The following is a 24,560-nucleotide window of genomic DNA, read 5'->3' as shown; positions in this document are numbered from 1 at the left end:
CCCCCCCCCCCCCCCCCCCTCCCCCCCCCCCCCCCCCCCCCCCCCCCCGATCCCGGGAGCCGGGCGGGTGGCGCTCAGCCCTGCGCGGCCCACCACTCCTTGAGTGCGGCCACGGCGGCCTCCTCACCCAGCGGGCCGTTCTCCAGACGCAGCTCCAGCAGGTGGTTGTACGCCTTGCCGACCTCGGGCCCCGGAGGGATGCCCAGGATCTCCATGATCCGGTTGCCGTCCAGGTCCGGACGGATCGCGTCCAGCTCCTCCTGCTCCTTCAGCTGCGCGATCCGCTCCTCGAGTCCGTCGTAGGTGCGCGCCAGGGCGGCCGCCTTGCGCTTGTTGCGGGTCGTGCAGTCGGAGCGGGTCAGCTTGTGCAGCCGGTCGAGCAGCGGTCCGGCATCGCGCACATAGCGGCGGACGGCGGAGTCGGTCCACTCCCCGGAACCGTAGCCGTGGAAGCGCAGGTGCAGCTCGACCAGCCGCGCGACGTCCTTGACGATGTCGTTGGGGTACTTCAGCTTGGTCAGTCGCCCCTTGGCCATCTTGGCGCCGACCACCTCGTGGTGGTGGAAGGAGACGCGCCCGTCCGACTCGAAGCGCCTGGTGCGCGGCTTGCCGATGTCGTGCAGCAGGGCCGCGAGCCGCAGCACCAGGTCCGGCCCCTCGGTCTCCAACGCCATCGCCTGGTCCAGGACGGTCAGCGTGTGGTCGTAGACGTCCTTGTGGCGGTGGTGCTCGTCACGCTCCAGGCGCAGCGCCGGCAGTTCCGGCAGCACCCGTGCGGCCAGGCCGGTCTCCACGAGCAACTGCAGGCCCTTGCGGGGGTGGTCGGAGAGGATCAGCTTGTTGAGCTCGTCCCGGACACGCTCCGCGGAGACGATCTCGATGCGGTCGGCCATCTCCGTCATCGCCGTCACGACCTCGGGAGCCACCTCGAAGTCCAGCTGGGCGGCGAAGCGCGCGGCACGCATCATGCGCAGCGGATCGTCGGAAAAGGACTCCTCGGGGGTGCCGGGGGTGCGCAGGATCCGCTGGGCGAGGTCACCGAGCCCGCTGTAGGGGTCGACGAACTCCACCTCCGGCAGCGCGACGGCCATCGCGTTGACGGTGAAGTCCCGGCGGACCAGGTCCTCCTCGATCGTCTCCCCGTAGGAGACCTCCGGCTTGCGCGAGGTCCGGTCGTAGGCCTCGGAGCGGTAGGTGGTCACCTCGATCTGGTAGCCGTCCCTGCGGCATCCGACCGTCCCGAAGGCGATGCCCACCTCCCAGACGGCATCCGCCCACCCGCGAATGATCTTCAGGACCTGGTCGGGACGGGCGTCGGTGGTGAAGTCGAGGTCGTTGCCGAGCCTGCCGAGCAGGGTGTCGCGGACCGAGCCGCCGACGAGGGCAAGCCGGAATCCGGCGTCCTTGAAGCGGCGACCGAGCTCCTCGGCCACCGGCGCGATCACGGGCGCGGTCTTCAGGGTCTGGTGGGCGTTGTTGGCATTCGGCACAACAGAAAAGGGTACGTGCCCATGCGCCCCGCGGCGGACCGGTTTACCGGCCCTCACGATCACGTCGACGCCTCCGCACCCCGGACTGTATCGATCTTGTGGCCCACTCGCCGCACTTTGGGTCATCGAGCATCGTTACCATTCCAGGACGCAGATCCGATGACGACGAGGGACGGCCAGCGCGTGGGCGAGGCGGCACAGCACCCCGGAGGAACTCCGGCCCGTTCGAGGCTGCGCCGAGCCACGGCGCTGCTCATGGGCGCCGCCTTGTTCGCCGGACTGGCCCAGGCCCGAACGGCTCCCGCGGCCTACGCGGCCACCTCCGACGGCCGGACCGTGGACGTGTCGGTGCACTCGCTGTCCCCCGCCGCCCCGGACAAGGGCGACACCCTCACGGTGACCGGTACCGTCACCAACACCAGCAAGCACACCGTCAGCGGGGCCCACGTCGGCGTCGAGATCGCCCCCGAGGGCCCGCTGGACCACCGCAGCGCCGTGAGCGGCGTGTCGGCCGCCGCGCCCCACACCCTGGCCGACGGCGCCGAGATCTCCGGGCACACGGTGCCGGTCGACGACCTGCCGGCCGGCATCAGCCGAAGTTTCACCCTGAAGGTGCCGGTCAAGGACCTCCACCTGGGCCGGGACGGCGTCTACCAGCTCGGCGTCTCCCTGACCGGCCAGACCATGAACCGCGGCTACGACGAGTACCTCGGCATCAAGCGGACCTTCCTGCCCTGGTATCCGGACAAGGACGCCAAGCCGACCCGCTTCACCTTCCTGTGGCCGCTGATCGACCGCCCGCACCTCACCGTGCACAGCGAGAGCGACGACCAGCAGAGCCCCATCTTCCTCGACGACGACCTCGCCGCGGACCTGGCGCCCGGTGGCCGACTGCAGCAGATGGTGGCCCTCGGCCGCGATCTGCCCGTCACCTGGGTCATCGACCCGGACCTGCTCGCCACCGTCGACGCGATGACGCGCCGCTACCAGGTCGCGGGACCCGGCCGTGATCTCGAACACACCACGGCCGGCACCGGCACCGAGAACGCCAAGCGCTGGCTGAACAGCCTCAAGGAGGCCGTGGTCGGCAAGGAGGTCGTCGCGCTGCCCTTCGCCGACCCGGACATCGCCTCCATCGCGCACCACGGGAAGAACGTCCCCGGCACCCTGAACCACCTCAAGACCGCCACGGAACTCGCCACCGCCACGGTCGAACCCATCCTCGGCGTGACCCCCGACACGGATGCCTCCTGGCCCGTGGAGGGCGCCGTCGACCGCTCCATCGTGGACGTGGCGACCTCGGCGGGAGCCGACAAGGTCATCGCCCGCAGCGACAGCCTCGGCGAGTCCCGCGGCCTCCTCTACACCCCCACCGCCGCGCGGCCCATCGGCGGGGGCACCACGGCGGTCGTCGCCGATGCCGGGCTCTCCAAGGCCTTCCAGGGCGACATGACACGCGCCGGGTCCGCGGCCCTCGCGGTCCAGAAGTATCTGGCGCAGACCCTGATGATCACGATGGAGAGGCCCGACCGGCAGCGCAGCATCGTCGTCGCCCCGCAGCGCCTGCCCAAGACGTCACAGGCCCAGGCCATGGCCCAGGCGATCACGGAGGTCACCGGCAGCGGCTGGGCCGAGACCGCGGACTTCGCCGCGGCGGCGAAGGCCACTCCCGATCCCAAGGCCAACCGCACCGTGCCCCGCGCCGCCTCCTACCCCAAGCACCTGCGCAAGCAGGAGCTGAGCACCGCGGACTTCCGCCAGCTCCAGTCGACCCAGGAGCGGCTCGACGACTTCATGGCCCTGCTGAGCCAGCCGGACCGCGTGCGCATCCCCTTCGGCAACGCGCTGATGCGCTCGATGTCCACGCAGTGGCGCGGCTCCCCGCGGGGCTCGGCCGTCTTCCGTATGGCCATCTCCGACTACCTCTCCGACCTGATGAGCCTGGTCTACCTGCTCCCCAAGACCGGGACGCTCACCCTCTCCGGCCGCAGCGGCACCATCCCGGTCACCGTGAAGAACGAGCTCGGCCAGACCGTGCAGGGCCTCGAGCTGCGCCTCATCTCCAGCCAGGGCAACAGCCTCAACCCGGGACTCCCGCAGCCCGTGACCGTGGAGGGCGGCCACACCCGCTCCCTGAAGTTCGAGGGCACCGCGGCCCGCAACGGCCTGAACACGATCACGGCCCAGCTCTACACGCCGGACGGCGCCGCCTACGGCATGCCCATCACCTTCCAGGTGGATGTCACCTCCATCACGTCCACCGTCATGCTGGTGATCGCCGCCGGGCTCCTCCTGCTCGTGCTGGCGGGCGTCCGCATGTACCACCAGCGCAAGCGCCGCGCGGCCGCCGTGGAGGAGGACGGCGACGCCGAGCCGTCCGAGGACGGTGCGGAACCCTCCGGCGACGGGGACGACGGCGCGGACGGGGACGACGCCGCCGAGGGCACCATGGGTGACCAGGACGAGGTCCGGGACGAGCAGGCGGGTGACCTGGCGCCGGACACCTCCCCCGAAAGTACGGACCCGTCCGGGACGGGTGAGAAGGTGGACCGATAGCCAGCGAGCCAGTGGCCGATGAGGTGGGGCAGAGATGAACGCACCGTACGACGGCGAGCGCGAACGGGACGCCGGGGAGCGGTTCCCCGGCCAGCCCGGGCAGCAGGCTGCCGCGCCCGACCCGTACCTGCAGGACACCTACGCCCGCGATCCGTACCAGCGGCAGGATCCGACCATGCAGGACCCGGTGGGCGAGGCGCTCTACGACCGCACCGCGCACCCGCCGCAGCCGCCGGCCCAGCCGCATGCCTACGGTCCGCCGTACGCCCACCAGGAGCCGTACCGCATGCCGTACGCCGACGACGCCGGCACCCGGTACGTCGGCGTCGACGAGCTGGTCTCCCACGCGCCGAACGATGACGGGACGCCGGCGCGGCCGGACGAGTACGCCCACCTCTTCCGCGACGAACCGGCGCAGACGGTCACCGCGGAGCCCGAGCCCCCGGCGGTGCCCGTGGCCGGGAAGTCCGGCGGGCGGGCCGGCGGCATCCTCAAGTCCAGCGCCCTCATGGCGGCCGGCACCCTCGTGTCCCGGGTCACCGGCTTCCTGCGCACTCTGGTCATGGCCGCCGCGATCGGCGTCGGCACGCTGAACGACGGCTACCAGGTCGCCAACACCCTGCCCACGATGATCTACATCCTGGTCGGCGGCGGCGCCCTCAACGCGGTCTTCATCCCGCAGCTCGTCCGTGCCATGAAGAACGACGAGGACGGGGGCGAGGCGTACGCCAACCGCCTGCTCACCCTGGTCGTCGTCGGCCTGGCGGCCGTCACCGCCGTCTGTGTGGTCGCCGCACCGGTCTTCATCCGGGTGATGTCACCGAGCATGGCCTCCGACCCGGTCAGATTCGAGGTCGCGGTCGCCTTCGCCCGCTACTGCATCCCCACCATGTTCTTCATGGGTGTGCACGTCGTGCTCGGGCAGATCCTCAACGCCCGCGGCCGCTTCGGCGCGATGATGTGGACCCCGGTGCTCAACAACATCGTCATCATCGCCACCTTCGGCGCCTTCATCTGGGCCTTCGGCTCCTTCACCGACACCCATGTCTCCTCCGGGACCATCACGCCCGACGGCGTCCGGCTGCTGGGCCTGGGCACCCTGCTGGGCCTGACGGTGCAGGCCCTGGCCATGCTCCCTTACCTGCGCGACGCGGGCTTCCGGATCCGCCCGCGCTTCGACTGGCGCGGCCACGGGCTCGGCCACGCGGCGAAGCTGGCCAAGTGGACGTTCTTCTTCGTCCTCGCCAACCAGGTCGGCATGATCGTCCTCACCCAGTTCGCCACGGCGGCGGGTGCGGCGGCCGAGAAGGCCCACCACGAGGGCGCCGGCATCACCGGCTTCAACTACGCCCTGCTCCTGTGGCAGATGCCGCAGGCCATCATCACCGTCTCCGTGATGACCGCCGTGCTGCCGCGGATCTCCCGCGCCGCGGCCGACGGGGACGCCGCCGCCGTCCGTGACGACCTCTCCTACGGCCTGCGGACCTCGGGTGTGGCCATCGTGCCCGCCGCGTTCGCCTTCCTCGCCCTCGGCCTCCCCATGGCCACCCTGCTCTACAGCAGCTCCGGTTCGGGCGCGCTGAACATCGGCTACATCCTGATGGCCTTCGGCCTCGGACTGATCCCGTTCTCGGTGCAGTACATCGTCCTGCGCGGCTTCTACGCCTACGAGGACACCCGCACCCCCTTCTACAACACGGTGATCGTCGCCGCCTGCAACGCCGTCGCCGCCGCCGTCTGCTACTTCGTGCTGCCCGCCCGCTGGGCCGTGGTCGGCATGGCGGCCGGGTACGGCCTGGCCTACGCCATCGGCGTCGGGGTAGCCGTCAAACGACTGCGCACGCGCCTCGGCGGCGACCTCGACGGCAAGCGCGTGGTCCGCACCTACGCCAGGCTCTTCGGGGCGTGCATCCCCGCCGCGGCGGGCGCCGGCGCCGTCGTCTACGGTGTCTCGCACTCGCTGGGTCACGGCGCTGCCGCATCGTTGCTGTCGCTGGTGCTCGGCGCCACTGTGCTGGGCGGGATCTTCTTCATCGCCGCCAAGCGCATGCGCGTCGAGGAGCTGACGGCCATGGTCGGCATGGTGAGGGGCCGGCTGGGCCGCTGACAGCGCCCACCGCGCAACCTTCGTGGGCCCTCGTTGGTCGTGCATAGCGGTGGACTGTTGGCACAATTGTGCTCGGCTGTGTTGTCAGATCTTGCAACGGATGGGGAGGCAGGAACGACGGTGGCGGAACGGAGCACGGCTGCCGTCGGAGTGGCCAACGAGGGTGGCGACAAGCAGCTCGCCGCCGATGCGGACAGTGCCACGGCCGACGAGGCGACGGACCCGAGCGAAGAGCAGGACACGCCACAGCAGACCATCCCCGAGGAGACAGCACCGACCAAGTCCGAGCCGCCCGAGCTCCACAGCGGCCACAAGCTCGCCGGGCGCTACCGCCTCGAGGAGTGCCTCACCCGTGCCGACGGCTTCAGCAGCTGGAGGGCCGTCGACGAGAAGCTGCGCCGGGCGGTGGGCATCCACATCCTGCCCGCCGCCAACGGCCGGGCCCGTTCCGTGCTGGCGGCGGCCCGCTCGGCGGCCCTCCTCGGCGATCCCCGCTTCGTGCAGGTCCTCGACGCGGTCGAGGAGGACGACCTCGTCTATGTGATCCACGAGTGGCTCCCGGACGCGACGGAACTCACCACCCTGATCACCGCCGACCCGCTGGAGCCGCACGAGGCATACCAGATGGTCACCCAGATCTCCCAGGCCATGGCCGCGGCGCACCGCGAGGGCCTGGCCCATCTGAGCCTCGGACCGGACGCCGTCCTGCGCACCGAGGCGGGTCAGTACCGCATCCGCGGTCTGGCGGTCGCCGCCGCGCTGCGCGGCATCTCCTCCGAGCGCCCGCAGCGCGAGGACACCGAGGCCATCGGGGCCCTGCTGTACGCCTCGCTCACCCAGCGCTGGCCGTACCCGAGAGACGAGCACGGCCTCACCGGTCTCCCCAAGGACGTCGGCCTCGTCTCGCCGGACCAGGTGCGCGCGGGCGTCCACCGCGGGCTGGCGGAGCTCGCCATGCGCGCCCTGGTCAACGACGGAGCAACAGCCTCCCGCGAGCCGGAGCCCTGCGCCACCCCCGAGGAGCTGGCGAGGGCCGTCACCGCCCTGCCCAAGATCCGGCCGCCCGAGCCGTCGATCACGCCCTACTCCCACACCACCTACCAGCAGGGCTCCTACCGTCAGAACCAGCCGGGGCCCGCGTCGGCCGGCGCCGCGTCGGCCCTCCCCGCCACTCCGCCGCCGGCTCTGCCCGGCCGCACCGGCAAGGCCCTCAAGTGGTCCGTCTCGGCCCTGCTCCTCGTCGCTCTCGGCCTCGGCAGCTGGCAGCTCGCGGAAACGCTGATGGACCACGAGAACCAGGCGAAGTCGCAAGGCACCTCGACCACCCACACCACGGGCGGCGACGGCGGCAGCGACAACGGGGGCGCGAACCAGATGACCCTCACGCCGCTGCCCGTCCAGGGCGCGGTCGAGTACGCGCCGTACGGCGGGGCCCAGCACCCCGAGGACGTCGGCGCCACCTACGACGACAAGACGTCCACGTACTGGCGCACGAACAGCTTCACCGACGGCCCCGATTTCGCCCCCTCCGTGAAGAAGGGCGTCGGCATCGCCTACGACCTCGGAGCGGCGAAGAAGCTCGCGCAGGCGTCGATAGACCTTTACTACGGCGGCAACCACACGACGGTCACGCTCTACGCCGCCGATGCGCTGAACACCACGGCCGAGCCGAGCCGTCTGAAGAAGCTGGCCACCCTCACGACCGACGGCAAGGCGGCGAAGCTCTCGCTGAAGACTCCCGTGGAGACGCGGTATGTCGTGGTCTGGCTGACCGCCCTTCCCTATTCACAGGCCGACGGGTACTCGAGGGCCGGCTACAAGCAAGCCATCACCAATGTGAGGTTCGAGGGGCAGTAGCCCCACGGGGAGGGGGATGGTGGCCACGCCAGGTGCGGGCGGGGAGGTCAGCGACGGCGACCTCCTCGCCCGTCATGTCGCCGGGGACCCGCACGCCTTCGGGGAACTCGTCCGCCGGCACCGCGACCGGCTCTGGGCGGTCGCCCTGCGGACCCTGGGGGACCGCGAGGAGGCCGCGGACGCCGTACAGGACGCCCTGGTCTCGGCCTTCCGCTCCGCCCACACCTTCCGCGGACAGTCGGCCGTCACCACCTGGCTGCACCGCATCACCGTGAACGCGTGCCTGGACCGGGCGCGCAAGGCGGCGTCACGCCGTACCGCCGCGGTGCTGGACGAGAGGCAGTTCGAGGACCTGCTCGAACCCCATGAGTCCGCGGCGGCCCCCGCTGAGCGGAGCGAGCTCCACCGGGAACTGCTACGGGCGCTCGCGATGCTTCCCGTGGAGCAGCGGGCCGCTCTGGTCCTGGTCGACATGCAGGGCTATCCCATCGCCGAGGCCGCCGCGGTTCTCGATGTGCCGACGGGGACGGTCAAGAGCAGATGCGCCCGGGGCAGAGCGCGACTGCTGCCACTCCTCTCCCATCTGCGCGACGCGCCGGGGGGTAGTGGTGATCGCGCAGGGGGAAGGAACCGGACGGAGAACGCCTCCGTCCCAGAGACGGAGGCCCGGCCGGGCCACGACTTCACACCGGGCGGAGGTGGACACCCATGACGCCGACCACGGGTACGGACGGGCACCCTGAGGTCGCCGAGCTCTCTGCACTCGCCGAGGGCATCCTTCCGCCCGAGCGCTCGGCCGGCGTCCGCGGTCACATCGCGGCCTGCTCGCTCTGCGCGGACGTCCACGCCTCGCTGGACGAGATCCGCGGGCTGCTGGGCACACTCCCGGGCCCTTCCCGGATGCCTGCCGACATCGCCGGCCGGATCGACGCCGCGCTCGCCGCCGAGGCGCTGCTCGCCTCCAGCGGTGCCGATGTTTCACGTGAAACACGGACCACCGAACCGCTTCCTGTTTCACGCCTTCCTGTTTCACGTGAAACAGCGCCGACGGCGACCGCACGGCCCTCCGGCCGTGGGGCGGCCTCCAGCGGGCCCGGCCGCCCCACCGTCCTCTCCCGCCGGCGCTGGGGAAAGGGGCTTCTTGTCACCGCCTCCCTCGCCGCCGTGATCGGCCTGGGAAGCTTCCTCGCCCAGTCCGGCTGGACCACCGGCGACAGCGCCGACACCACCCAGTCGTCGGCGGCCTCGGAGAAGGTTCCCAGGACTGACACCGACACGCTCGGCATGCAGGTACACGAACTGCTGACAGCCGCCATGGCCCGGCGATCGGAGAGCAAGCCCTCGGCCCAGTCCCCGATGGCCGACATGGACAGCGCCGTGCCCTCCTGTGTCCTGAGGGCCGTCGATCGCCGGGAGCCCCCGATCGCTGTACACCGGGGCAGGTACGAGGGCCTGGACTCCTATCTGGTCGTGTTGCCGCACACGGGCGACTCCGCGCTGGTCGACGCCTACGTCGTGGACGCCTCGTGCACCGGTGTCCGGCCCTACGCCACGGGCACCCTGCTGCGCGAGGAGACATACCCTCGCTAGGCCGCGTCGGCGGGAATGCCCGGCCCGTAGGATCCGTTAGGCGGGATGACAATGGTCCCGCCGCCGAGGCACCCGGCGAGTCGGCACACAGAGACGAGGAAGACACCCGTGAGCGACGTCCGAAACGTGATCATCATCGGTTCCGGGCCGGCGGGATACACAGCCGCGCTCTACACCGCCCGCGCCTCCCTCAAGCCCCTGGTCTTCGAAGGTGCGGTCACGGCCGGCGGTGCCCTCATGAACACGACCGAGGTGGAGAACTTCCCCGGTTTCCGGGACGGCATCATGGGCCCCGATCTCATGGAGAACATGCGGGCCCAGGCCGAGCGCTTCGGTGCCGAGCTCATCCCGGACGACATCGTCGAGGTCAGCCTCGAGGGTGACATCAAGACCGTCACCGACTCCGCGGGAACCGTCCACCGGGCGAAGGCCGTCATCATCGCCACGGGTTCCCAGCACCGCAAGCTCGGCCTCCCCAACGAGGACCAGCTCTCCGGCCGCGGCGTCTCGTGGTGCGCCACCTGCGACGGCTTCTTCTTCAAGGACCACGACATCGCCGTCATCGGCGGTGGTGACACCGCTCTGGAGGAGGCGACCTTCCTCTCGCGCTTCGCCAAGAGCGTGAAGGTGGTCCACCGCCGCGACACCCTGCGCGCCTCCAAGGCCATGCAGGAGCGGGCCTTCGCCGACCCGAAGATCTCGTTCGTCTGGGACAGCGAGGTCGCGGAGATCAACGGCGACGGAAAGCTCTCGGGTCTGATCCTGCGGAACACCAAGACCGGCGACACCTCCGAGCTGCCGGTCACCGGACTGTTCATCGCGATCGGCCACGACCCCCGGACCGAGCTGTTCAAGGGCGTCCTCGACCTGGACGAGGAGGGCTACCTGAAGGTCGAGTCGCCCAGCACCCGTACGAAGATCCCCGGTGTCTTCGCCGCGGGTGACGTCGTGGACCACACCTACCGCCAGGCGATCACCGCCGCGGGCACCGGTTGCTCTGCTGCCCTGGACGCCGAGCGCTACCTCGCCGCGCTGAGCGACATGGACAGCGAGCACACCCGCGAGCCCGAGCAGAGCGCCGCCGCGGTCGTCTGAGACCGCGGCCCGCACAACCGAGTATCCGTCCTATATTCCGAGGAGACAGCCGTGGCCGGCAACACCAAGATCGTGACCGATACGACCTTCGACGAGGAGGTCCTCGCCAGCGACAAGCCCGTTCTCGTCGACTTCTGGGCCGAGTGGTGCGGTCCGTGCCGGCAGATCGCCCCCTCTCTCGAGGCGATCGCCGCGGAGCACGGCGACCAGATCACCATCGTCAAGCTGAACATCGACGAGAACCCGGTCACCGCCGCCAAGTACGGCGTCATGTCGATCCCGATGCTCAACGTCTACAAGGGCGGTGAGGTCGTGAAGACCATCGTCGGTGCCAAGCCCAAGGCCGCCCTCGTGCGCGACCTGGCCGACTTCATCGGCTGAGCACCGCTCGACGGACGAAGGGCCCGCCCCGGTCGGGGCGGGCCCTTCATGCGTTCACAGGGGCCTCAGCGCCGGTTCCTTCTGGACGGCGCCGAGCAGTCGGTCGATCGCCATCTCGACGTCCTCCTTCCAGGAGATCGTCGACCGCAGTTCCAGCCTCAGCCGAGGAAACCGCGGGTGCGGCCGCACGGTCTTGAAACCGACGGCCAGCAGGTGTTCGGCAGGAAGGACGCAGGCGGGCTCCTCCCACCGCGCGTCGCCGAAGGCCTCGATCGCCCGGAACCCACGCCGCACCAGGTCCTTGGCCACTGTCTGCACCAGTACCCGGCCCAGTCCCTGGCCCTGGAAGCCGGGGAGGATCCGGGCGGTCATCAGCTGGACGGCGTCGGGGGAGACGGGGCTCGTGGGGAAAGCCGTCGAGCGGGGCACATAGGCAGGCGGGGCGTAGAGCACGAAGCCCGCGGGGACCTCATCCACATAGACGACCCGGCCGCAGGATCCCCATTCCAGCAGGACCGCGGAGATCCATGCCTCCTTCTCCAACTCCGGCTTGCCGGCCTGGACGGCGGCCTCCCCGCTCACCGGGTCGAGCTCCCAGAAGACGCACGCGCGGCAGCGGTTGGGGAGATCCGGGAGGTTGTCCAGCGTGAGCGGAACGAGCCGACGCCCCATGAGGTCTGACCCTCGTTTCTGTCGTGGACCCAACTGCCGACGAAGCCACCCACCGCGCCCAGTCCGAGCCCCGCTACGAGGAAGGCGGCCGTCTGCCCATCGTGCTTCACTCCACCGCGCCGCACCGATCGCATGAGCGCCTCCCCGGAGGTAGTGCTCCATCCCGTACGCATCGTATCCGCGAGCGGACAAGTCCGACACCGGAGCAACTCCAACGGCCCAGCAAAAAAAGCGGGTCACACCCCGCAAGGGATGCGACCCGCCGAACCACGCGGTCCCTCACCGGGCGGTGAGGGAGCCTGGGCTCACTCCTCCTCGTCGTCGGTCCCCTCCGTGAGGGAGCGCTGGAGGACCTGCCCCTCACCCGGCGCCATCGAGCCCAGGATGCGCTCCAGATCCTCTATCGAGGCGAACTCCACGACGATCTTCCCGCGCTTCTGCCCCAGATCCACCTTCACCCGGGTCTCGAAGCGGTCCGAGAGCCGCAGCGCGAGGTCGGTCAGGGCCGGGGACGTCCGCTTGCCGGCCCGGGGTGCGGACGCCTTCCGCACCGGCTGGGACTCGGAGTTCATCACATGCACGATCTCCTCGACCGCGCGCACCGAGAGCCCTTCGGCCACGATCCGGCTGGCGAGCCGGTCCTGGTCCTCCACATCCTCCAGGGCGAGCAGGGACCGGGCGTGCCCGGCGGAGAGCACACCGGCCGCCACACGCCGCTGTACGGGCGCGGAAAGCTTCAGCAGGCGCAGGGTGTTGGAGACCTGGGAGCGGGAGCGGCCGATCCGGTCGGCCAGCTGCTCGTGGGTGCAGTCGAAATCCTTGAGGAGCTGGTCGTAGGCGGCCGCCTCTTCCAGCGGGTTCAACTGGGCACGGTGGAGGTTCTCCAGCAGCGCGTCCAGCAGGAGCTTCTCGTCCTCGGTGGCCCGGACGATCGCGGGGATGGCCGTCAGGCCTGCCTCCCGGCTCGCCCGCCAGCGCCGCTCGCCCATGATGAGCTCATAGCGCTCCGAGGCGACCTGGCGGACGACGACCGGCTGCAGAAGACCGACCTCCTTGATGGAGGTGATCAGTTCGGCCAGGGCGTCCTCGTCGAAGACGTCACGCGGCTGGCGGGGGTTGGGAACGATCGCGTCCAGCGGCAGCTCCGCGAAGTACGCCCCGGAGACCAGGGCGGGTTCCTGGGCCCCGATGGCTTCCGGTGTTTCACGTGAAACCGGGATCGCGGCGGTCCCCTCGCGTCCCTGCTCCGCGAGGGCCGTCACCTTGGCGGCGGCCACCCCCCGTTCCGGCGCCAGGACAGGCGCGGCGGTCGCCGCCGTCGCCACCGCGGTCGCGGCTGCCGCGTCCGCACCGTTCGGTGCGGCGGGAATCAGCGCGCCGAGACCACGGCCGAGTCCTCTGCGTCGCTCACTCACTGGATCCCCTCCGACGTGTTCTGCTCGGTGAACTCTTGGGCGCGTCCCAGGCCGCGCAGGGCCATCTCACGTGCTGCCTCGAGATAGGACAGCGCTCCGCTCGAACCCGGATCGTAGGTCAGTACGGTCTGGCCGTAGCTGGGGGCCTCGGAGATGCGGACCGAGCGCGGGATGCTCGTGCGCAGCACCTCCTTGCCGAAGTGGGTGCGGACTTCCTCGGCGACCTGTGAGGCGAGCCGGGTCCGGCCGTCGTACATGGTCAGCAGGATGGTGGAGACATGGAGCTTGGGATTCAGATGACCCCGCACCAGCTCCACGTTGCGAAGCAACTGACCCAGGCCCTCCAGGGCGTAGTACTCGCACTGGATGGGGATGAGGACCTCGGCACCGGCCACCAGGGCGTTGACGGTCAGCAGACCGAGCGAGGGCGGGCAGTCGATGAGGATGTAGTCCAGTGGCTGCTCATAGGACTCGATGGCCCGCTGCAGCCGGCTCTCCCGGGCCACCAGCGAGACCAGCTCGATCTCGGCGCCGGCCAGGTCGATGGTGGCCGGAGCACAGAAGAGGCCCTCCACATCCGGCACCGGCTGGACGACGTCGGAGAGCGGCTTGCTCTCCACCAGCACGTCGTAGATGGAGGGGACCTCGGCGTGGTGGTCGATACCGAGGGCCGTGGAGGCGTTGCCCTGAGGGTCGAGGTCGACCACCAGCACCCGGGCCCCGTGCAGCGCCAGGGAGGCGGCCATGTTGACCGTGGTGGTGGTCTTGCCCACCCCGCCCTTCTGGTTGGCGACCACGATCACACGGGTCTGAGGTGGCCGGGGGAGTCCTTCACCGGCCCGCCCCAGTGCCTGCACGGCCAGTTGGGCAGCACGGCCGATAGGGGTGTCGTCCATCGGGGGTGGTGTTTCACGTGAAACATCATTCCCGAACGGCTCGGTACGGGGACCGGGGACCGGATCGGCCATCGGTCCCGCGATGTTGGCGTCGGACCGCAAGGATTCACTCTCCTCGACTACAAGCTCGCAATGGACAGAGCCTGCCATGCTTTCGGGGTCGCGAACCAGTGAGGGCCGTTCTTCTGTGGATGAATCCACCGGTTGAGTCATGGATGGGGTCATCTCGTCGGCCCGATGAGAGAGCGATTCGGCCGCGGCACGGGCGCGACCGAGGATTCCTGGGAGCAGAGAGCGCCGTTTCACGTGAAACACGATGCGCAGCGCCGCGACCGTTTCCTATCCGACACTCCGGGTCATGGGTGCATGGCCGTTGGTATGGAGCACACGGCCTCGGCATGGTCAGTGCTGGCGCCGGCGACTCGCACGGGCCGCCTTGGCCCTCCGGGTGGCCGCACGCACGCCGCCGGGGCTCTCCCCCGCGAGTACCCGGACCACGGTCGAGAGCGGATCCACAATCCCCTCGCCGACCTGGACCACGGAGGTCTCCACGGCACCGAGGCGGCTCAGAGCGGCACGCGCAGCCTTGATCTCCTCCTCGGCGGTGTCGCCCTTGAGGACGGCCATCTCACCGTGCGGGCGCAGCAGGGGAAGCCCCCAGCCGGCGAGGCGGTCCAGCGGGGCCACGGCTCGCGCGGTCACCACGTCCACCGGCGGCACCTTGCCGACCATCTCCTCGGCCCGGCCACGCACCACTGAGACGTTGGACAGCCCCAGCAACCGCACGGCCTCCTCGAGGAACGTGGTCCTGCGCAGCAGAGGTTCCAGCAAGGTGATCTCGAGGTCCGGCCGGGTCAACGCCAACGGGATGCCCGGGAGCCCCGCGCCCGAGCCCACATCGCACACCGAGACGCCCTGGGGGATCACCTCGGCGAGCACGGCGCAGTTCAGCAGATGGCGCTCCCACAGCCGGGGCACCTCCCGCGGACCGATCAGCCCTCGGCGTACACCCGCGTCGGCCAGCAGTTCCGCGTACCGCACCGCGTCCGCGAAGCGCTCTCCGAACACCTCACGTGCCGCTTCCGGCGCCGGGGGAAGCTCCGCCGCTGCCTCCGTCACGAGAGAACCATCCTTCCGTTGTTACGGGCCTTCACCAGGCTGACAAGGGTCGGCCCCGCCTGCGAACAGACGGGGCCGAGTGAGTACCGCTGCGACCGGGAGGTCAGGAAGCCGGAAGGACGACCACCCGGCGCTCGGGTTCCTCGCCCTCGGACTCGCTGCGCAGACCCGCTGCGGCCACGGCGTCGTGCACGACCTTGCGCTCGAAGGGCGTCATCGGCTTCAGCTTGACCGGCTGGCCGGTGCCCCTGACCTCCTCGGCGGCCTTCTCGCCCAGTTCGGTCAGCTCGGCCCGCTTGCGGGCCCGGAAGCCGGCGATGTCCAGCATCAGCCGGCTGCGGTCGCCGGTCTCCCGGTGGACCGCGAGCCGGGTCAGCTCCTGGAGCGCCTCCAGCACCTCGCCGTCCCGGCCGACGAGCTTGCTCAGGTCACGGCTGGACGAGTCGCCCACGATGGAGACCGAAGCACGGTCGCCCTCGACGTCCATGTCGATGTCACCGTCGAGGTCGGCGATGTCCAGCAGCCCCTCGAGGTAGTCGGCCGCGATCTCGCCCTCCTGCTCGAGGCGGGTGAGCGCGTCGGTGGTGTTGCCGTCCGTCACGGCAGGACTCCTCTACTACTTCTTCTTCGACAGGTTCGGCTTGTCCGCGCCGCTGCTCGGCTTGGCCTTCGTTCCCGCGGCCGCCGTACTGCTCGGCTTGGCCTTCGTTCCCGCGGCCGCCGTGCTGCCCGGCTTCGTCCTGGTGGCGCCGGCGCCGGCCGACGTCGCCGCCGGACCGCCCGTCTGGCGCTGCGACTTGGACTGGCGCTTGGGCTGGGTGCGCTTCACCGGCGCCATGTCCTGCGGCTCCTTGCCGGCGGCGGGCTCGTCCTTCAGCTTGCCCTTGGCCTTCAGGCGCTCCTGGCGCTGCTTGAAGGCAAGGCTGCCGGGAGTCGGGTTCCGGCGGATCACGAACATCTGCTGACCCATGGTCCACACGTTGGTGGTCAGCCAGTAGACGAGGACACCGACGGGGAAGTTGATGCCGAAGACGGCGAACATGATCGGGAAGACGTACATCAGCATCTTCTGCTGCTGCATGAAGGGCGTCTTCACCGTCATGTCGACGTTCTTCGTCATCAGCTGGCGCTGCGTGTAGAACTGCGAGGCCGACATCAGGACGATCATGATGACGGTGACCACGCGGACGTCGGTGACGGAGGCACCGAGCTCGGTGAGCTTCGCGGCGCTGTCGGTGAACTTCGCGGCGAGCGGGGCACCGAAGATGTGGGCCTTCTGCGCGCTGTTGACCAGGTCCTGCCCCATCACGCCGACCTGCTTGCCCTGCGCGATGTAGCTCAGCACGTGGTACAGCGAGAAGAAGAAGGGGGACTGCGCCAGGATCGGAAGGCACGAGGAGAGCGGGTTGGTGCCCGTCTCCTTGTACAGCTTCATCATCTCTTCGGACTGGCGCTGCCGGTCGTTCTTGTAGCGCTCCTGGATCGCCTTCATCTTGGGCTGGAGCGCCTGCATGTTCCGGGTCGACTTGATCTGCTTCACGAAGAGCGGGATCAGGCAGATCCGGATCAGGACCACCAGGGAGACGATCGACAGGCCCCAGGCCAGGCCGCCGTCCTTGTCAAAGACAAGGCTGTACAGCGAGTGGAACTGGACAATGATCCACGAAACGGCATCGTAGAGGGGGTTCAAGATCCCCACGGTCAGGCTCCTTGGGCATGAGGCGTCTCGACGGGCTCGGGAGTAACGGACCCGCCCGGCGCGTCACCCCTGAGGGCTTCGCGCAGGCGAGCGTGCCACGGGGGTCGCTTCCGCGGCGGGACATGGTCCACACCGCCCAGCGACCACGGGTTGCAACGCAGGATCCGCCACGCGGTCAGGGCAGTGCCCTTGATCGCGCCGTGCCGATCGATCGCCGTATACCCGTAGTGCGAGCACGAGGGGTAGTACTTGCAGACCGGACCGAGCAACGGGCTGATGGTCCACTGGTAGATCTTGATCAAGGCCAGCAACGGGTACTTCATAGCGCTACCCCCAGGAGCCTCCCGAGGGCGGCATCCAGGTCTCGGGCCAGCTGTGAATGGTCTGCGTCACCCGCACCGGGCAGCGCTCGTACGACTACCAGGCTACCGGGGGGCAGCACGGACAGACGTTCGCGGACCAGGTGACGAAGCCGACGCTTGACCAGGTTCCGGGTCACCGCACCGCCGACGGCCTTGCTCACGACGAAACCCGCACGCGCCGGAGGGGCACTCCCCCCCGCTGCGTGCGGGTCCCTGGTGTCACTGTCGGTGCGCAGGTGGACGACCAGGAGCGGCCGTCCGGCCCGGCGTCCTCGACGTACCGCGGTCGCGAAGTCCTGGCGCCGCCTCAGCCGATGCTCGGTGGGCAGCACGACTACACCTCGCGCTTCGGTGCGATCAGGCGGACAGGCGGGCGCGGCCCTTGCTGCGGCGGGACGCGAGAATGGCGCGGCCGGCACGCGTACGCATACGCAGCCGGAAGCCGTGGGTCTTGGCGCGACGACGGTTGTTCGGCTGGAAGGTGCGCTTGCTCACTCGGGGGCTCCAGGATGAATCGTGTGTTGGCGGGGCGTCGCCTGGCTGTCACCGTGCGCCCACGAGGAACCTCGCGGAACATCCAGGTGTGCACCGCTTGACGATCACCTTGGTGATCCTCGCCCATCGGTAGGCAGGCGGCAGCAGCCATCGACAACTCGACCTCGCTACGGTACGCGGGGCCGCGGCATCAGGTCAAACCAGCCTCGGCGACGGCCGCGCGCTCCGTCGGGCCGGAGGTGGTTTTGCACACCCTGTGGACAACGACTTGAACCAGGCAGGCCGCGCTGACTACCGTGGCCGAACCCTGAAATCTTCCCGTCCGTCCCGAGAACCACACCTTCGCGGGACTCATCGGCACCATCCAGCGACCGAGAGAGCGTGCACTGTGGCTGACGTAACTGCCGATCTTGCCTCAGTGTGGCCGAGGGTCCTGCAGAAACTGCTCGTCGAGAGCGACGACCTCAAGCCGAAGGACGCGGACTGGCTGCAGCGGACCCAGCCGCTGGCGCTCGTCGCCGGCACGGCCGTGCTGTCCGCGCCCAACGAGTTCGCCAAGAGCGTGCTGGAGGGACGGCTTCTCCCGCTGATCACCGACGTGCTCAGCCGTGAGTTCGGTCACCCCGTGGGCATCGCCATCGCCGTCGCCTCGGGCGGCGAGCCGGAGGCGGCGCCCGCGCCGGCGGCCCCCCAGCCCCAGCCCCAGCCCCAGCCGCACCCGCACCCGCAGCCGCAGCCGCAGCCGCAGCCGCAGCATCCCGGATACGCCGCGGAGCCCGGCCGGTACGAGGAGCAGCCGCCCGGCTACGGGGACGTCCCGCGCATGCGTCCGGCCTACCCCGACCAGGCGGTCGGGCCGACCGGTGGTGCGGGCGCCGCCGGCTGGCCGCCCCGCGAGCCCGAGGACCGCTGGCAACAGCAGCGCTTCGGCGACTACCAGGAGCGCGAGCAGTACCAGCCGCCCGCCTCCCGCTACGAGATCCCCTCGCCCCACCGGCCTTCGGCGCGGCCGGAGCCGGTGCCGCAACTGCCGACCATGCCCCCGCCGCGCACCGGCGGGGGGAGCGGCGGCGCCGGTACGAGCGGTTCCGGCGGTTCCGGTGGAGCGGGAGGACCCGCCGAGCCCACCGCCCGGCTGAACCCCAAGTACCTCTTCGACACCTTCGTCATCGGCGCCTCCAACCGCTTCGCGCACGCCGCGGCCGTCGCCGTCGCGGAGGCCCCGGCCAAGGCGTACAACCCGCTGTTCATCTACGGGGAGTCCGGACTCGGCAAGACGCACCTGCTGCACGCGATCGGGCACTACGCTCGCAGCCTCTACCCGGGCACGCGGGTGCGCTACGTGAGCTCCGAGGAGTTCACCAACGAGTTCATCAACTCCATCCGCGACGGCAAGGCGGACGCCTTCCGCAAGCGCTACCGCGACATGGACATCCTGCTGGTCGACGACATCCAGTTCCTGGCGAGCAAGGAGTCGACGCAGGAGGAGTTCTTCCACACCTTCAACACCCTGCACAACGCCAACAAGCAGATCGTGCTCTCCTCGGACCGGCCGCCCAAGCAGCTGGTGACCCTGGAGGACCGGCTGCGCAACCGCTTCGAGTGGGGTCTGATCACCGACGTCCAGCCGCCCGAGCTGGAGACCCGGATCGCGATCCTCCGCAAGAAGGCGGTGCAGGAGCAGCTCAACGCCCCGCCGGAGGTGCTGGAGTTCATCGCCTCCCGGATCTCGCGGAACATCCGCGAGCTGGAGGGCGCACTGATCCGGGTGACGGCCTTCGCCAGCCTCAACCGGCAGCCGGTGGATCTGCAGCTCACCGAGATCGTGCTGAAGGACCTGATCCCGGGCGGGGAGGACTCCGTCCCCGAGATCAGCGGACAGGCGATCATGGCGGAGACGGCCTCGTACTTCGGGCTGGACGTGGAGGACCTCTCCGGCTCCTCCCGCAGCCGGGTGCTCGTCACGGCCCGGCAGATCGCCATGTACCTGTGCCGTGAACTCACGGACCTGTCACTGCCCAAGATCGGGGCTCTGTTCGGCGGCCGCGACCACACGACCGTCATGCACGCGGACCGCAAGATCCGCTCGCTGATGGCCGAACGGCGCTCCATCTACAACCAGGTCACCGAGCTCACCAACCGCATCAAGAGCTGACACAGGGCCGTCCGGCAGCCTTCCGGCACCCCTTTTCGTCCCTCCGCAGCGCCCCGGGCCAACTCCCGGGGCGCTTTTCGTTGTTCGATCGCACCGGCCGCTGACTGGGGACAGGAACGTCTCTCCACAGGACGGGGCGGTTGTCCCCCGTCCACAGCCTGGGGATGCCCGGGTTGTCCCGAACGTGTCCACAGGTCCGGCTGCGGGATACTCATCAGGGCTGTTCGGAGGCCTGTGGATTTGTGGGCAACCCGAATCCACAGACTGTGGATGTCCCATCCGCCCACAGGACCGCCGCACCGGTTGTCCACCGCTCGCCCACAGGCTGGGGCGAGTTGTCCCCAGCACGGGGCCACTTCTCCACAGTCCTGTCCACTGTTCGACAACGAAACACGGGCGCTCACCGGTCGGAGTGAACCGCATCACACCGGCGTGGTGGATTGGGCTGGGGAGAACCTGGGTATTCCTGGGGACATCGCTGGGGACAAACGGGCATCTCCTGTGCACGGAGTGTGCACAACTTTCGGCTGTCCACAGCCGGCCCCGGTTGTCCACGGGCTCCACCCACAGGCGCGGTGGATAAAAAACAGGGCCTGACCTGCGCAGGAACCACTTATCCACGGTATCCACACCCCCTATTACTACGACCAGGGATAGTTACCGGGGAATCCGGATCGAAGTGGCACCTGTGCACAACCGAGCCGCGAGCCGTCCGCTCCACCGGCCGCCGACTTGACCCCGACCCGCACCGCATGTCGGTGGCGGCTGTCAGACTGTTCCCGGCAAGAGGGCCAGCAGGGCCAAGAGAGTCGGCCACAGACAGCCAGCAACAGCAGGAGGCGGTTCCGGTGAAGATCCGGGTGGAGCGCGATGTACTCGCGGAGGCAGTGGCCTGGGCGGCCCGCAGTCTCCCGGCCCGTCCCCCGGTGCCGGTCCTGGCGGGCCTGCTGCTGAAGGCCGAGGAGGGCCAGCTGAGCCTGTCCGGCTTCGACTACGAGGTCTCCGCCCGGGTCTCCGTCGAGGCCGACGTGGAGGAGGAGGGCACCGTCCTCGTCTCCGGCCGGCTGCTCGCCGACATCTCGCGCGCCCTTCCCAACAGGCCTGTGGAGATCTCCACCGACGGCGTGCGGGTGAGCGTCGTCTGCGGCAGCTCGCGCTTCACACTCCACACCCTGCCTGTGGAGGAGTACCCGGCACTGCCTGCGATGCCCACGGCCTCCGGCACCGTCCCCGGCGAGGTCTTCGCGGCCGCCGCCGCCCAGGTGGCCATCGCCGCCGGCCGCGACGACACCCTGCCGGTGCTGACCGGTGTGCGGATCGAGATCGAGGGCGACACCGTCACCCTGGCCGCCACCGACCGCTACCGCTTCGCGGTCCGCGAGTTCCTGTGGAAGCCGGAGACCCCGGACATCTCCGCGGTCGCCCTGGTGCCCGCCAAGACCCTGCTGGACACCGCCAAGTCGCTGACCAACGGCGACTCGGTCGCCATCGCCCTGGCCGGCTCCGGCGCGGGCGAGGGCCTGATCGGTTTCGAGGGTGCGGGCCGCCGCACCACCACCCGCCTGCTCGAGGGCGACCTGCCGAAGTACCGGACGCTCTTCCCGACCGAGTTCAACTCCGTCGCGGTGATCGAGACCGCCCCGTTCGTCGAGGCCGTCAAGCGCGTCGCCCTGGTGGCGGAGCGCAACACCCCGGTCCGGCTGAGCTTCGAGCAGGGTGTACTGACCCTGGAGGCGGGGTCCAGCGACGACGCACAGGCTGTGGAGCGTGTGGACGCCAAGCTGGACGGCGACGACATCTCGATCGCCTTCAACCCCACCTTCCTGCTGGACGGTCTGAGCGCGATCGACTCCCCGGTGGCCCAGTTGTCGTTCACCACGTCGACGAAGCCCGCGCTGCTCAGCGGCCGCCCCGCGGTCGACGTCGAGGCCGACGACGCCTACAAGTACCTGATCATGCCCGTCCGGCTGTCCGGCTGACGCGAGGCCTGTCCGCTCGCGTCGCCCTGCGGGGGCCGACGTAGGCTCGACGTAGGTCAGGCAGGCTTCGAACGAAGGATCAACGATGGAGCTCGGTCTCATCGGTCTCGGCAAGATGGGCGGGAACATGCGCACGCGCATCCGCCAGGCCGGTCACACTGTCATCGGCTACGACCGCAACCCGGATCTCGCCGATGTCCACAGCCTGCAGGAACTTGTGGACAAGCTCGAGGCCCCGCGTGTGGTGTGGGTGATGGTGCCGGCCGGGGCCGCGACGCAGTCGACGATCGACGAGCTCGGTGAACTGCTCTCTCCCGGCGACGTCGTCGTCGACGGCGGCAACTCCCGTTGGACGGACGACGAGAAGCACGCCCGGGAGCTGGCCGACAAGGGCATCGGCTTCGTCGACTGCGGTGTCTCCGGCGGCGTCTGGGGCCTGGAGAACGGCTACGCGCTGATGTACGGCGGCGAGCCGGAGCACGTCGAGAAGGTGCAGCCGATCTTCAACGCCCTCAAGCCGGTGGGGAACTTCGGATCCGTCCACGCGGGCAAGGTCGGCGCCGGCCACTTCGCGAAGATGGTCCACAACGGCATCGAGTACGCCATGATGCAGGCCTACGCCGAGGGCTGGGAGCTGCTGGAGAAGGTCGACTCGGTCACCGACGTGCGCGAGGTGTTCCGCTCCTGGCAGGAGGGCACGGTCATCCGCTCCTGGCTGCTGGACCTGGCCGTCAACGCCCTCGACGAGGACGAGCACCTCGACAAGCTCCGGGGCTACGCGGAGGACTCCGGCGAGGGCCGCTGGACGGTCGAGGCCGCCATCGACAACGCCGTGCCGCTCCCCGCGATCACCGCCTCCCTCTTCGCCCGCTTCGCGTCCCGCCAGGACGACTCCCCGCAGATGAAGATGATCGCCGCGCTGCGCAACCAGTTCGGCGGCCACGCCGTAGAGAAGCACTAGTCACACCAGGGAAGGAGGCGGCGCGCAGCCATGCACGTCGCGCATCTGTCGCTCGCCGACTTCCGCTGCTACGCCCGGGTCGAGGTCCCGCTCGACCCGGGCGTCACCGCCTTCGTCGGCCCCAACGGCCAGGGCAAGACCAATCTGGTCGAGGCGGTCGGCTACCTGGCGACCCTGGGCAGCCACCGCGTCGCGAGCGACGCCCCCCTGGTGCGGATGGGCGCTGACCGGGCGATCGTCCGGGCCTCCGTGGTGCAGGGCGAGCGGCAGCAGCTGGTCGAGCTGGAGATCAACCCCGGCCGCGCCAACCGGGCCCGGCTCAACCGCTCCTCGCAGGTCCGCCCGCGCGACCTGCTGGGGATCGTCAGGACGGTGCTCTTCGCCCCCGAGGACCTGGCCCTGGTCAAGGGCGACCCCGGGGAGCGCCGGCGCTTCCTCGACGAGCTGCTCACCGCGCGGACGCCCCGGCTGGCGGGCGTGCGCAGCGACTACGAGCGGGTCCTCAAGCAGCGCAACACCCTGCTGAAGTCCGCCGCGATGGCCCGCCGCCACGGCGGCCGCGGCGCCGATCTGTCCACGCTCGACATCTGGGACCAGCACCTGGCCAGGGCCGGTGCGGAGCTGCTGGCCCAGCGCCTGGACCTCACCCACGCGCTGCAGCCGCTGGCGGACAAGGCGTACGAGCAGCTGGCCCCGGGCGGCGGCCCGGTCGTGCTGGAGTACCGCAGTTCGATCGGCGAACGGATCGCCGGGGCGTCGGGCCGAGAGCAGCTCTACGGACTGCTGCTGGAGGCCCTGGGGGAGGCCCGTCGACAGGAGATCGAGCGCGGGGTGACCCTGGTCGGCCCGCACCGGGACGACCTCTCCCTCAAGCTGGGGCAGCTGCCCGCCAAGGGGTACGCGAGCCACGGCGAGTCCTGGTCCTACGCGCTGGCGCTGCGGCTGGCCTCGTACGAACTGCTGCGCGCCGACGGCGGCGAGCCGGTGCTGGTGCTGGACGACGTCTTCGCCGAGCTCGACGCCCGGCGCCGCGCCCGGCTCGCGGAGCTTGTCGCCCCCGGTGAGCAGGTGCTGGTGACGGCGGCGGTGGACGACGACGTGCCGGACGTGCTGGTCGGCGCCCGGTACGAGGTCGAGGACGGCCGCGTGGAGCGGGCATGACGGATCAGCGGCCGCCGCAGCAGCGGGGGCAGGAGACGGGCGCCCAGGACAAGCCGGTGTCAGGTGTCGATCTGGCAAGGGTCGCGCTGCGCGCGGCCAAGGAGCAGGCCCGCGCTCGGGGCGCCGCCGCGCAGCAGAAGAAGCAGGCCCGCCGCGGAGGACTGCGCAGCGGTGCTCGGGCGGACGGACGGGACCCGCTGCCGCTGGGCGCCGCGATCAACCGGCTGATCACCGAGCGCGGCTGGGAGGCCCCGGCCGCGGTGGGCGGTGTGATGGGCCGCTGGCCGGAACTGGTGGGGGACGACGTGGCCCTGCACTGCCAACCGCAGCGGTACGACGAGGAGGCCCGGGTCCTCACCGTCCAGTGCGACTCCACGGCCTGGGCGACGCAGCTGCGGCTGCTCGCCCCGACGCTGGTGGCCAGGCTGAACGCCGACCTCGGGCATGGCACCGTGAAGTTGATCAAGGTTCTGGGGCCGGGCGGACCGACGCGTTCCTATGGGCGGCTGCGCGCTCCCGGCAGCCGTGGGCCGGGCGATACGTACGGTTAGGCCGGAATCGTGCGGTGCG

General features: G+C 70.1%; 21 protein-coding genes and 1 pseudogene. 12 read left to right on the top strand and 10 right to left on the bottom strand.

The genetic code is table 11. From position 1 onward, the window contains the following. Positions 1 to 74: 74 nt before the first annotated feature. Positions 75 to 1,490, bottom strand: coding sequence for a CCA tRNA nucleotidyltransferase (locus tag AC3ET4_RS02935; RefSeq protein ID WP_431945497.1), 1,416 nt, complete (start codon positions 1,488 to 1,490; stop codon positions 75 to 77). Between the two features lie 159 nt (positions 1,491 to 1,649). On the opposite strand from AC3ET4_RS02935, the gene AC3ET4_RS02930 reads away from it, so the two are divergent. From AC3ET4_RS02930 to trxA, 7 genes are all read left to right on the top strand, one after another. Continuing rightward, positions 1,650 to 4,046 (top strand): DUF6049 family protein, encoded by a 2,397-nt coding sequence (locus tag AC3ET4_RS02930; protein WP_431945495.1) that lies wholly within the window; start codon positions 1,650 to 1,652, stop codon positions 4,044 to 4,046. A gap of 34 nt (positions 4,047 to 4,080) precedes the next feature. After that, on the top strand, positions 4,081 to 6,153 hold the full coding sequence (gene murJ / locus AC3ET4_RS02925; RefSeq protein WP_431945493.1) for a murein biosynthesis integral membrane protein MurJ: 2,073 nt from the start codon (positions 4,081 to 4,083) through the stop codon (positions 6,151 to 6,153). A 120-nt stretch (positions 6,154 to 6,273) separates the two neighbouring features. After that, complete coding sequence (locus tag AC3ET4_RS02920) at positions 6,274 to 8,010, top strand: protein kinase family protein (protein ID WP_431945491.1); 1,737 nt, start codon at positions 6,274 to 6,276, stop codon at positions 8,008 to 8,010. Positions 8,011 to 8,026: 16 nt separating this feature from the next. Beyond that, positions 8,027 to 8,722, top strand: coding sequence for an RNA polymerase sigma factor SigM (sigM, locus tag AC3ET4_RS02915; RefSeq protein WP_431945489.1), 696 nt, complete (start codon positions 8,027 to 8,029; stop codon positions 8,720 to 8,722). After that, positions 8,719 to 9,600, top strand: coding sequence for an anti-sigma factor (locus AC3ET4_RS02910; RefSeq protein ID WP_431945488.1), 882 nt, complete (start codon positions 8,719 to 8,721; stop codon positions 9,598 to 9,600). The genes sigM and AC3ET4_RS02910 overlap by 4 nt, the downstream gene beginning before the upstream one ends. 108 nt (positions 9,601 to 9,708) lie before the next feature. Beyond that, positions 9,709 to 10,695, top strand: coding sequence for a thioredoxin-disulfide reductase (trxB, locus tag AC3ET4_RS02905; RefSeq protein WP_431945486.1), 987 nt, complete (start codon positions 9,709 to 9,711; stop codon positions 10,693 to 10,695). A gap of 51 nt (positions 10,696 to 10,746) precedes the next feature. After that, complete coding sequence (gene trxA, locus AC3ET4_RS02900; RefSeq protein ID WP_431945484.1) at positions 10,747 to 11,076, top strand: thioredoxin; 330 nt, start codon at positions 10,747 to 10,749, stop codon at positions 11,074 to 11,076. 54 nt (positions 11,077 to 11,130) lie between these two features. Here trxA and AC3ET4_RS02895 read toward each other — a convergent pair whose 3' ends face one another. From AC3ET4_RS02895 to rpmH, 9 genes are all read right to left on the bottom strand, one after another. Beyond that, positions 11,131 to 11,748: a GNAT family N-acetyltransferase gene (locus AC3ET4_RS02895; protein WP_431945482.1), complete on the bottom strand. Its 618-nt coding sequence runs from the start codon at positions 11,746 to 11,748 to the stop codon at positions 11,131 to 11,133. 305 nt (positions 11,749 to 12,053) lie between these two features. Continuing rightward, positions 12,054 to 13,163: a ParB/RepB/Spo0J family partition protein gene (locus AC3ET4_RS02890; protein ID WP_431945480.1), complete on the bottom strand. Its 1,110-nt coding sequence runs from the start codon at positions 13,161 to 13,163 to the stop codon at positions 12,054 to 12,056. Further along, positions 13,160 to 14,209, bottom strand: a complete 1,050-nt coding sequence (locus AC3ET4_RS02885; RefSeq protein WP_431945478.1) for a ParA family protein — start codon at positions 14,207 to 14,209, stop codon at positions 13,160 to 13,162. The genes AC3ET4_RS02890 and AC3ET4_RS02885 overlap by 4 nt, the downstream gene beginning before the upstream one ends. 252 nt (positions 14,210 to 14,461) lie before the next feature. Then, positions 14,462 to 15,178, bottom strand: a complete 717-nt coding sequence (gene rsmG, locus AC3ET4_RS02880) for a 16S rRNA (guanine(527)-N(7))-methyltransferase RsmG (RefSeq protein ID WP_431945476.1) — start codon at positions 15,176 to 15,178, stop codon at positions 14,462 to 14,464. A 103-nt stretch (positions 15,179 to 15,281) separates the two neighbouring features. Beyond that, on the bottom strand, positions 15,282 to 15,779 hold the full coding sequence (locus tag AC3ET4_RS02875; RefSeq protein WP_431945474.1) for a Jag family protein: 498 nt from the start codon (positions 15,777 to 15,779) through the stop codon (positions 15,282 to 15,284). Between the two features lie 15 nt (positions 15,780 to 15,794). Continuing rightward, positions 15,795 to 16,877: a membrane protein insertase YidC gene (gene yidC, locus AC3ET4_RS02870; RefSeq protein WP_431945472.1), complete on the bottom strand. Its 1,083-nt coding sequence runs from the start codon at positions 16,875 to 16,877 to the stop codon at positions 15,795 to 15,797. Positions 16,878 to 16,879: 2 nt separating this feature from the next. After that, a complete protein-coding gene (gene yidD / locus AC3ET4_RS02865) occupies positions 16,880 to 17,200 on the bottom strand; it encodes a membrane protein insertion efficiency factor YidD (protein WP_037731476.1) in 321 nt (106 codons plus the stop codon). Then, positions 17,197 to 17,571 carry a ribonuclease P protein component gene (gene rnpA / locus AC3ET4_RS02860; RefSeq protein ID WP_431945470.1) on the bottom strand — a complete coding sequence of 125 codons (375 nt, stop codon included), beginning with the start codon at positions 17,569 to 17,571 and terminating at the stop codon, positions 17,197 to 17,199. Before rnpA ends, yidD begins: the two co-directional genes overlap by 4 nt. A 25-nt stretch (positions 17,572 to 17,596) precedes the next feature. After that, the gene (gene rpmH, locus AC3ET4_RS02855; RefSeq protein WP_003956500.1) at positions 17,597 to 17,734 is read right to left on the bottom strand and encodes a 50S ribosomal protein L34; all 138 of its coding nucleotides are present in this window, start codon (positions 17,732 to 17,734) and stop codon (positions 17,597 to 17,599) included. A 388-nt stretch (positions 17,735 to 18,122) separates the two neighbouring features. Between rpmH and dnaA the strand changes: the two genes are divergently transcribed. The 5 genes and pseudogenes from dnaA to AC3ET4_RS02830 all read left to right on the top strand — a co-directional run bounded on the left by dnaA (position 18,123) and on the right by AC3ET4_RS02830 (position 24,541). Further along, the gene (gene dnaA / locus AC3ET4_RS02850; RefSeq protein WP_431945460.1) at positions 18,123 to 19,889 is read left to right on the top strand and encodes a chromosomal replication initiator protein DnaA; all 1,767 of its coding nucleotides are present in this window, start codon (positions 18,123 to 18,125) and stop codon (positions 19,887 to 19,889) included. Positions 19,890 to 20,737: 848 nt separating this feature from the next. Further along, a complete protein-coding gene (gene dnaN, locus AC3ET4_RS02845) occupies positions 20,738 to 21,868 on the top strand; it encodes a DNA polymerase III subunit beta (RefSeq protein ID WP_431945458.1) in 1,131 nt (376 codons plus the stop codon). 79 nt (positions 21,869 to 21,947) lie between these two features. Beyond that, a pseudogene (gene gnd / locus AC3ET4_RS02840) lies at positions 21,948 to 22,829 on the top strand (phosphogluconate dehydrogenase (NAD(+)-dependent, decarboxylating)); the annotation flags it as partial. Between the two features lie 30 nt (positions 22,830 to 22,859). Continuing rightward, positions 22,860 to 23,990, top strand: coding sequence for a DNA replication/repair protein RecF (recF, locus tag AC3ET4_RS02835; protein WP_431945456.1), 1,131 nt, complete (start codon positions 22,860 to 22,862; stop codon positions 23,988 to 23,990). Further along, positions 23,987 to 24,541 (top strand): DciA family protein, encoded by a 555-nt coding sequence (locus AC3ET4_RS02830; protein ID WP_431945454.1) that lies wholly within the window; start codon positions 23,987 to 23,989, stop codon positions 24,539 to 24,541. The genes recF and AC3ET4_RS02830 overlap by 4 nt, the downstream gene beginning before the upstream one ends. The last annotated feature ends 19 nt before the right edge of the window (positions 24,542 to 24,560 follow it).

Source organism: Actinacidiphila sp. bgisy167, assembly GCF_057707665.1.
Note: the sequence above shows the minus strand (reverse complement) of the source record. Positions and strands in the feature narration are given on the sequence as shown.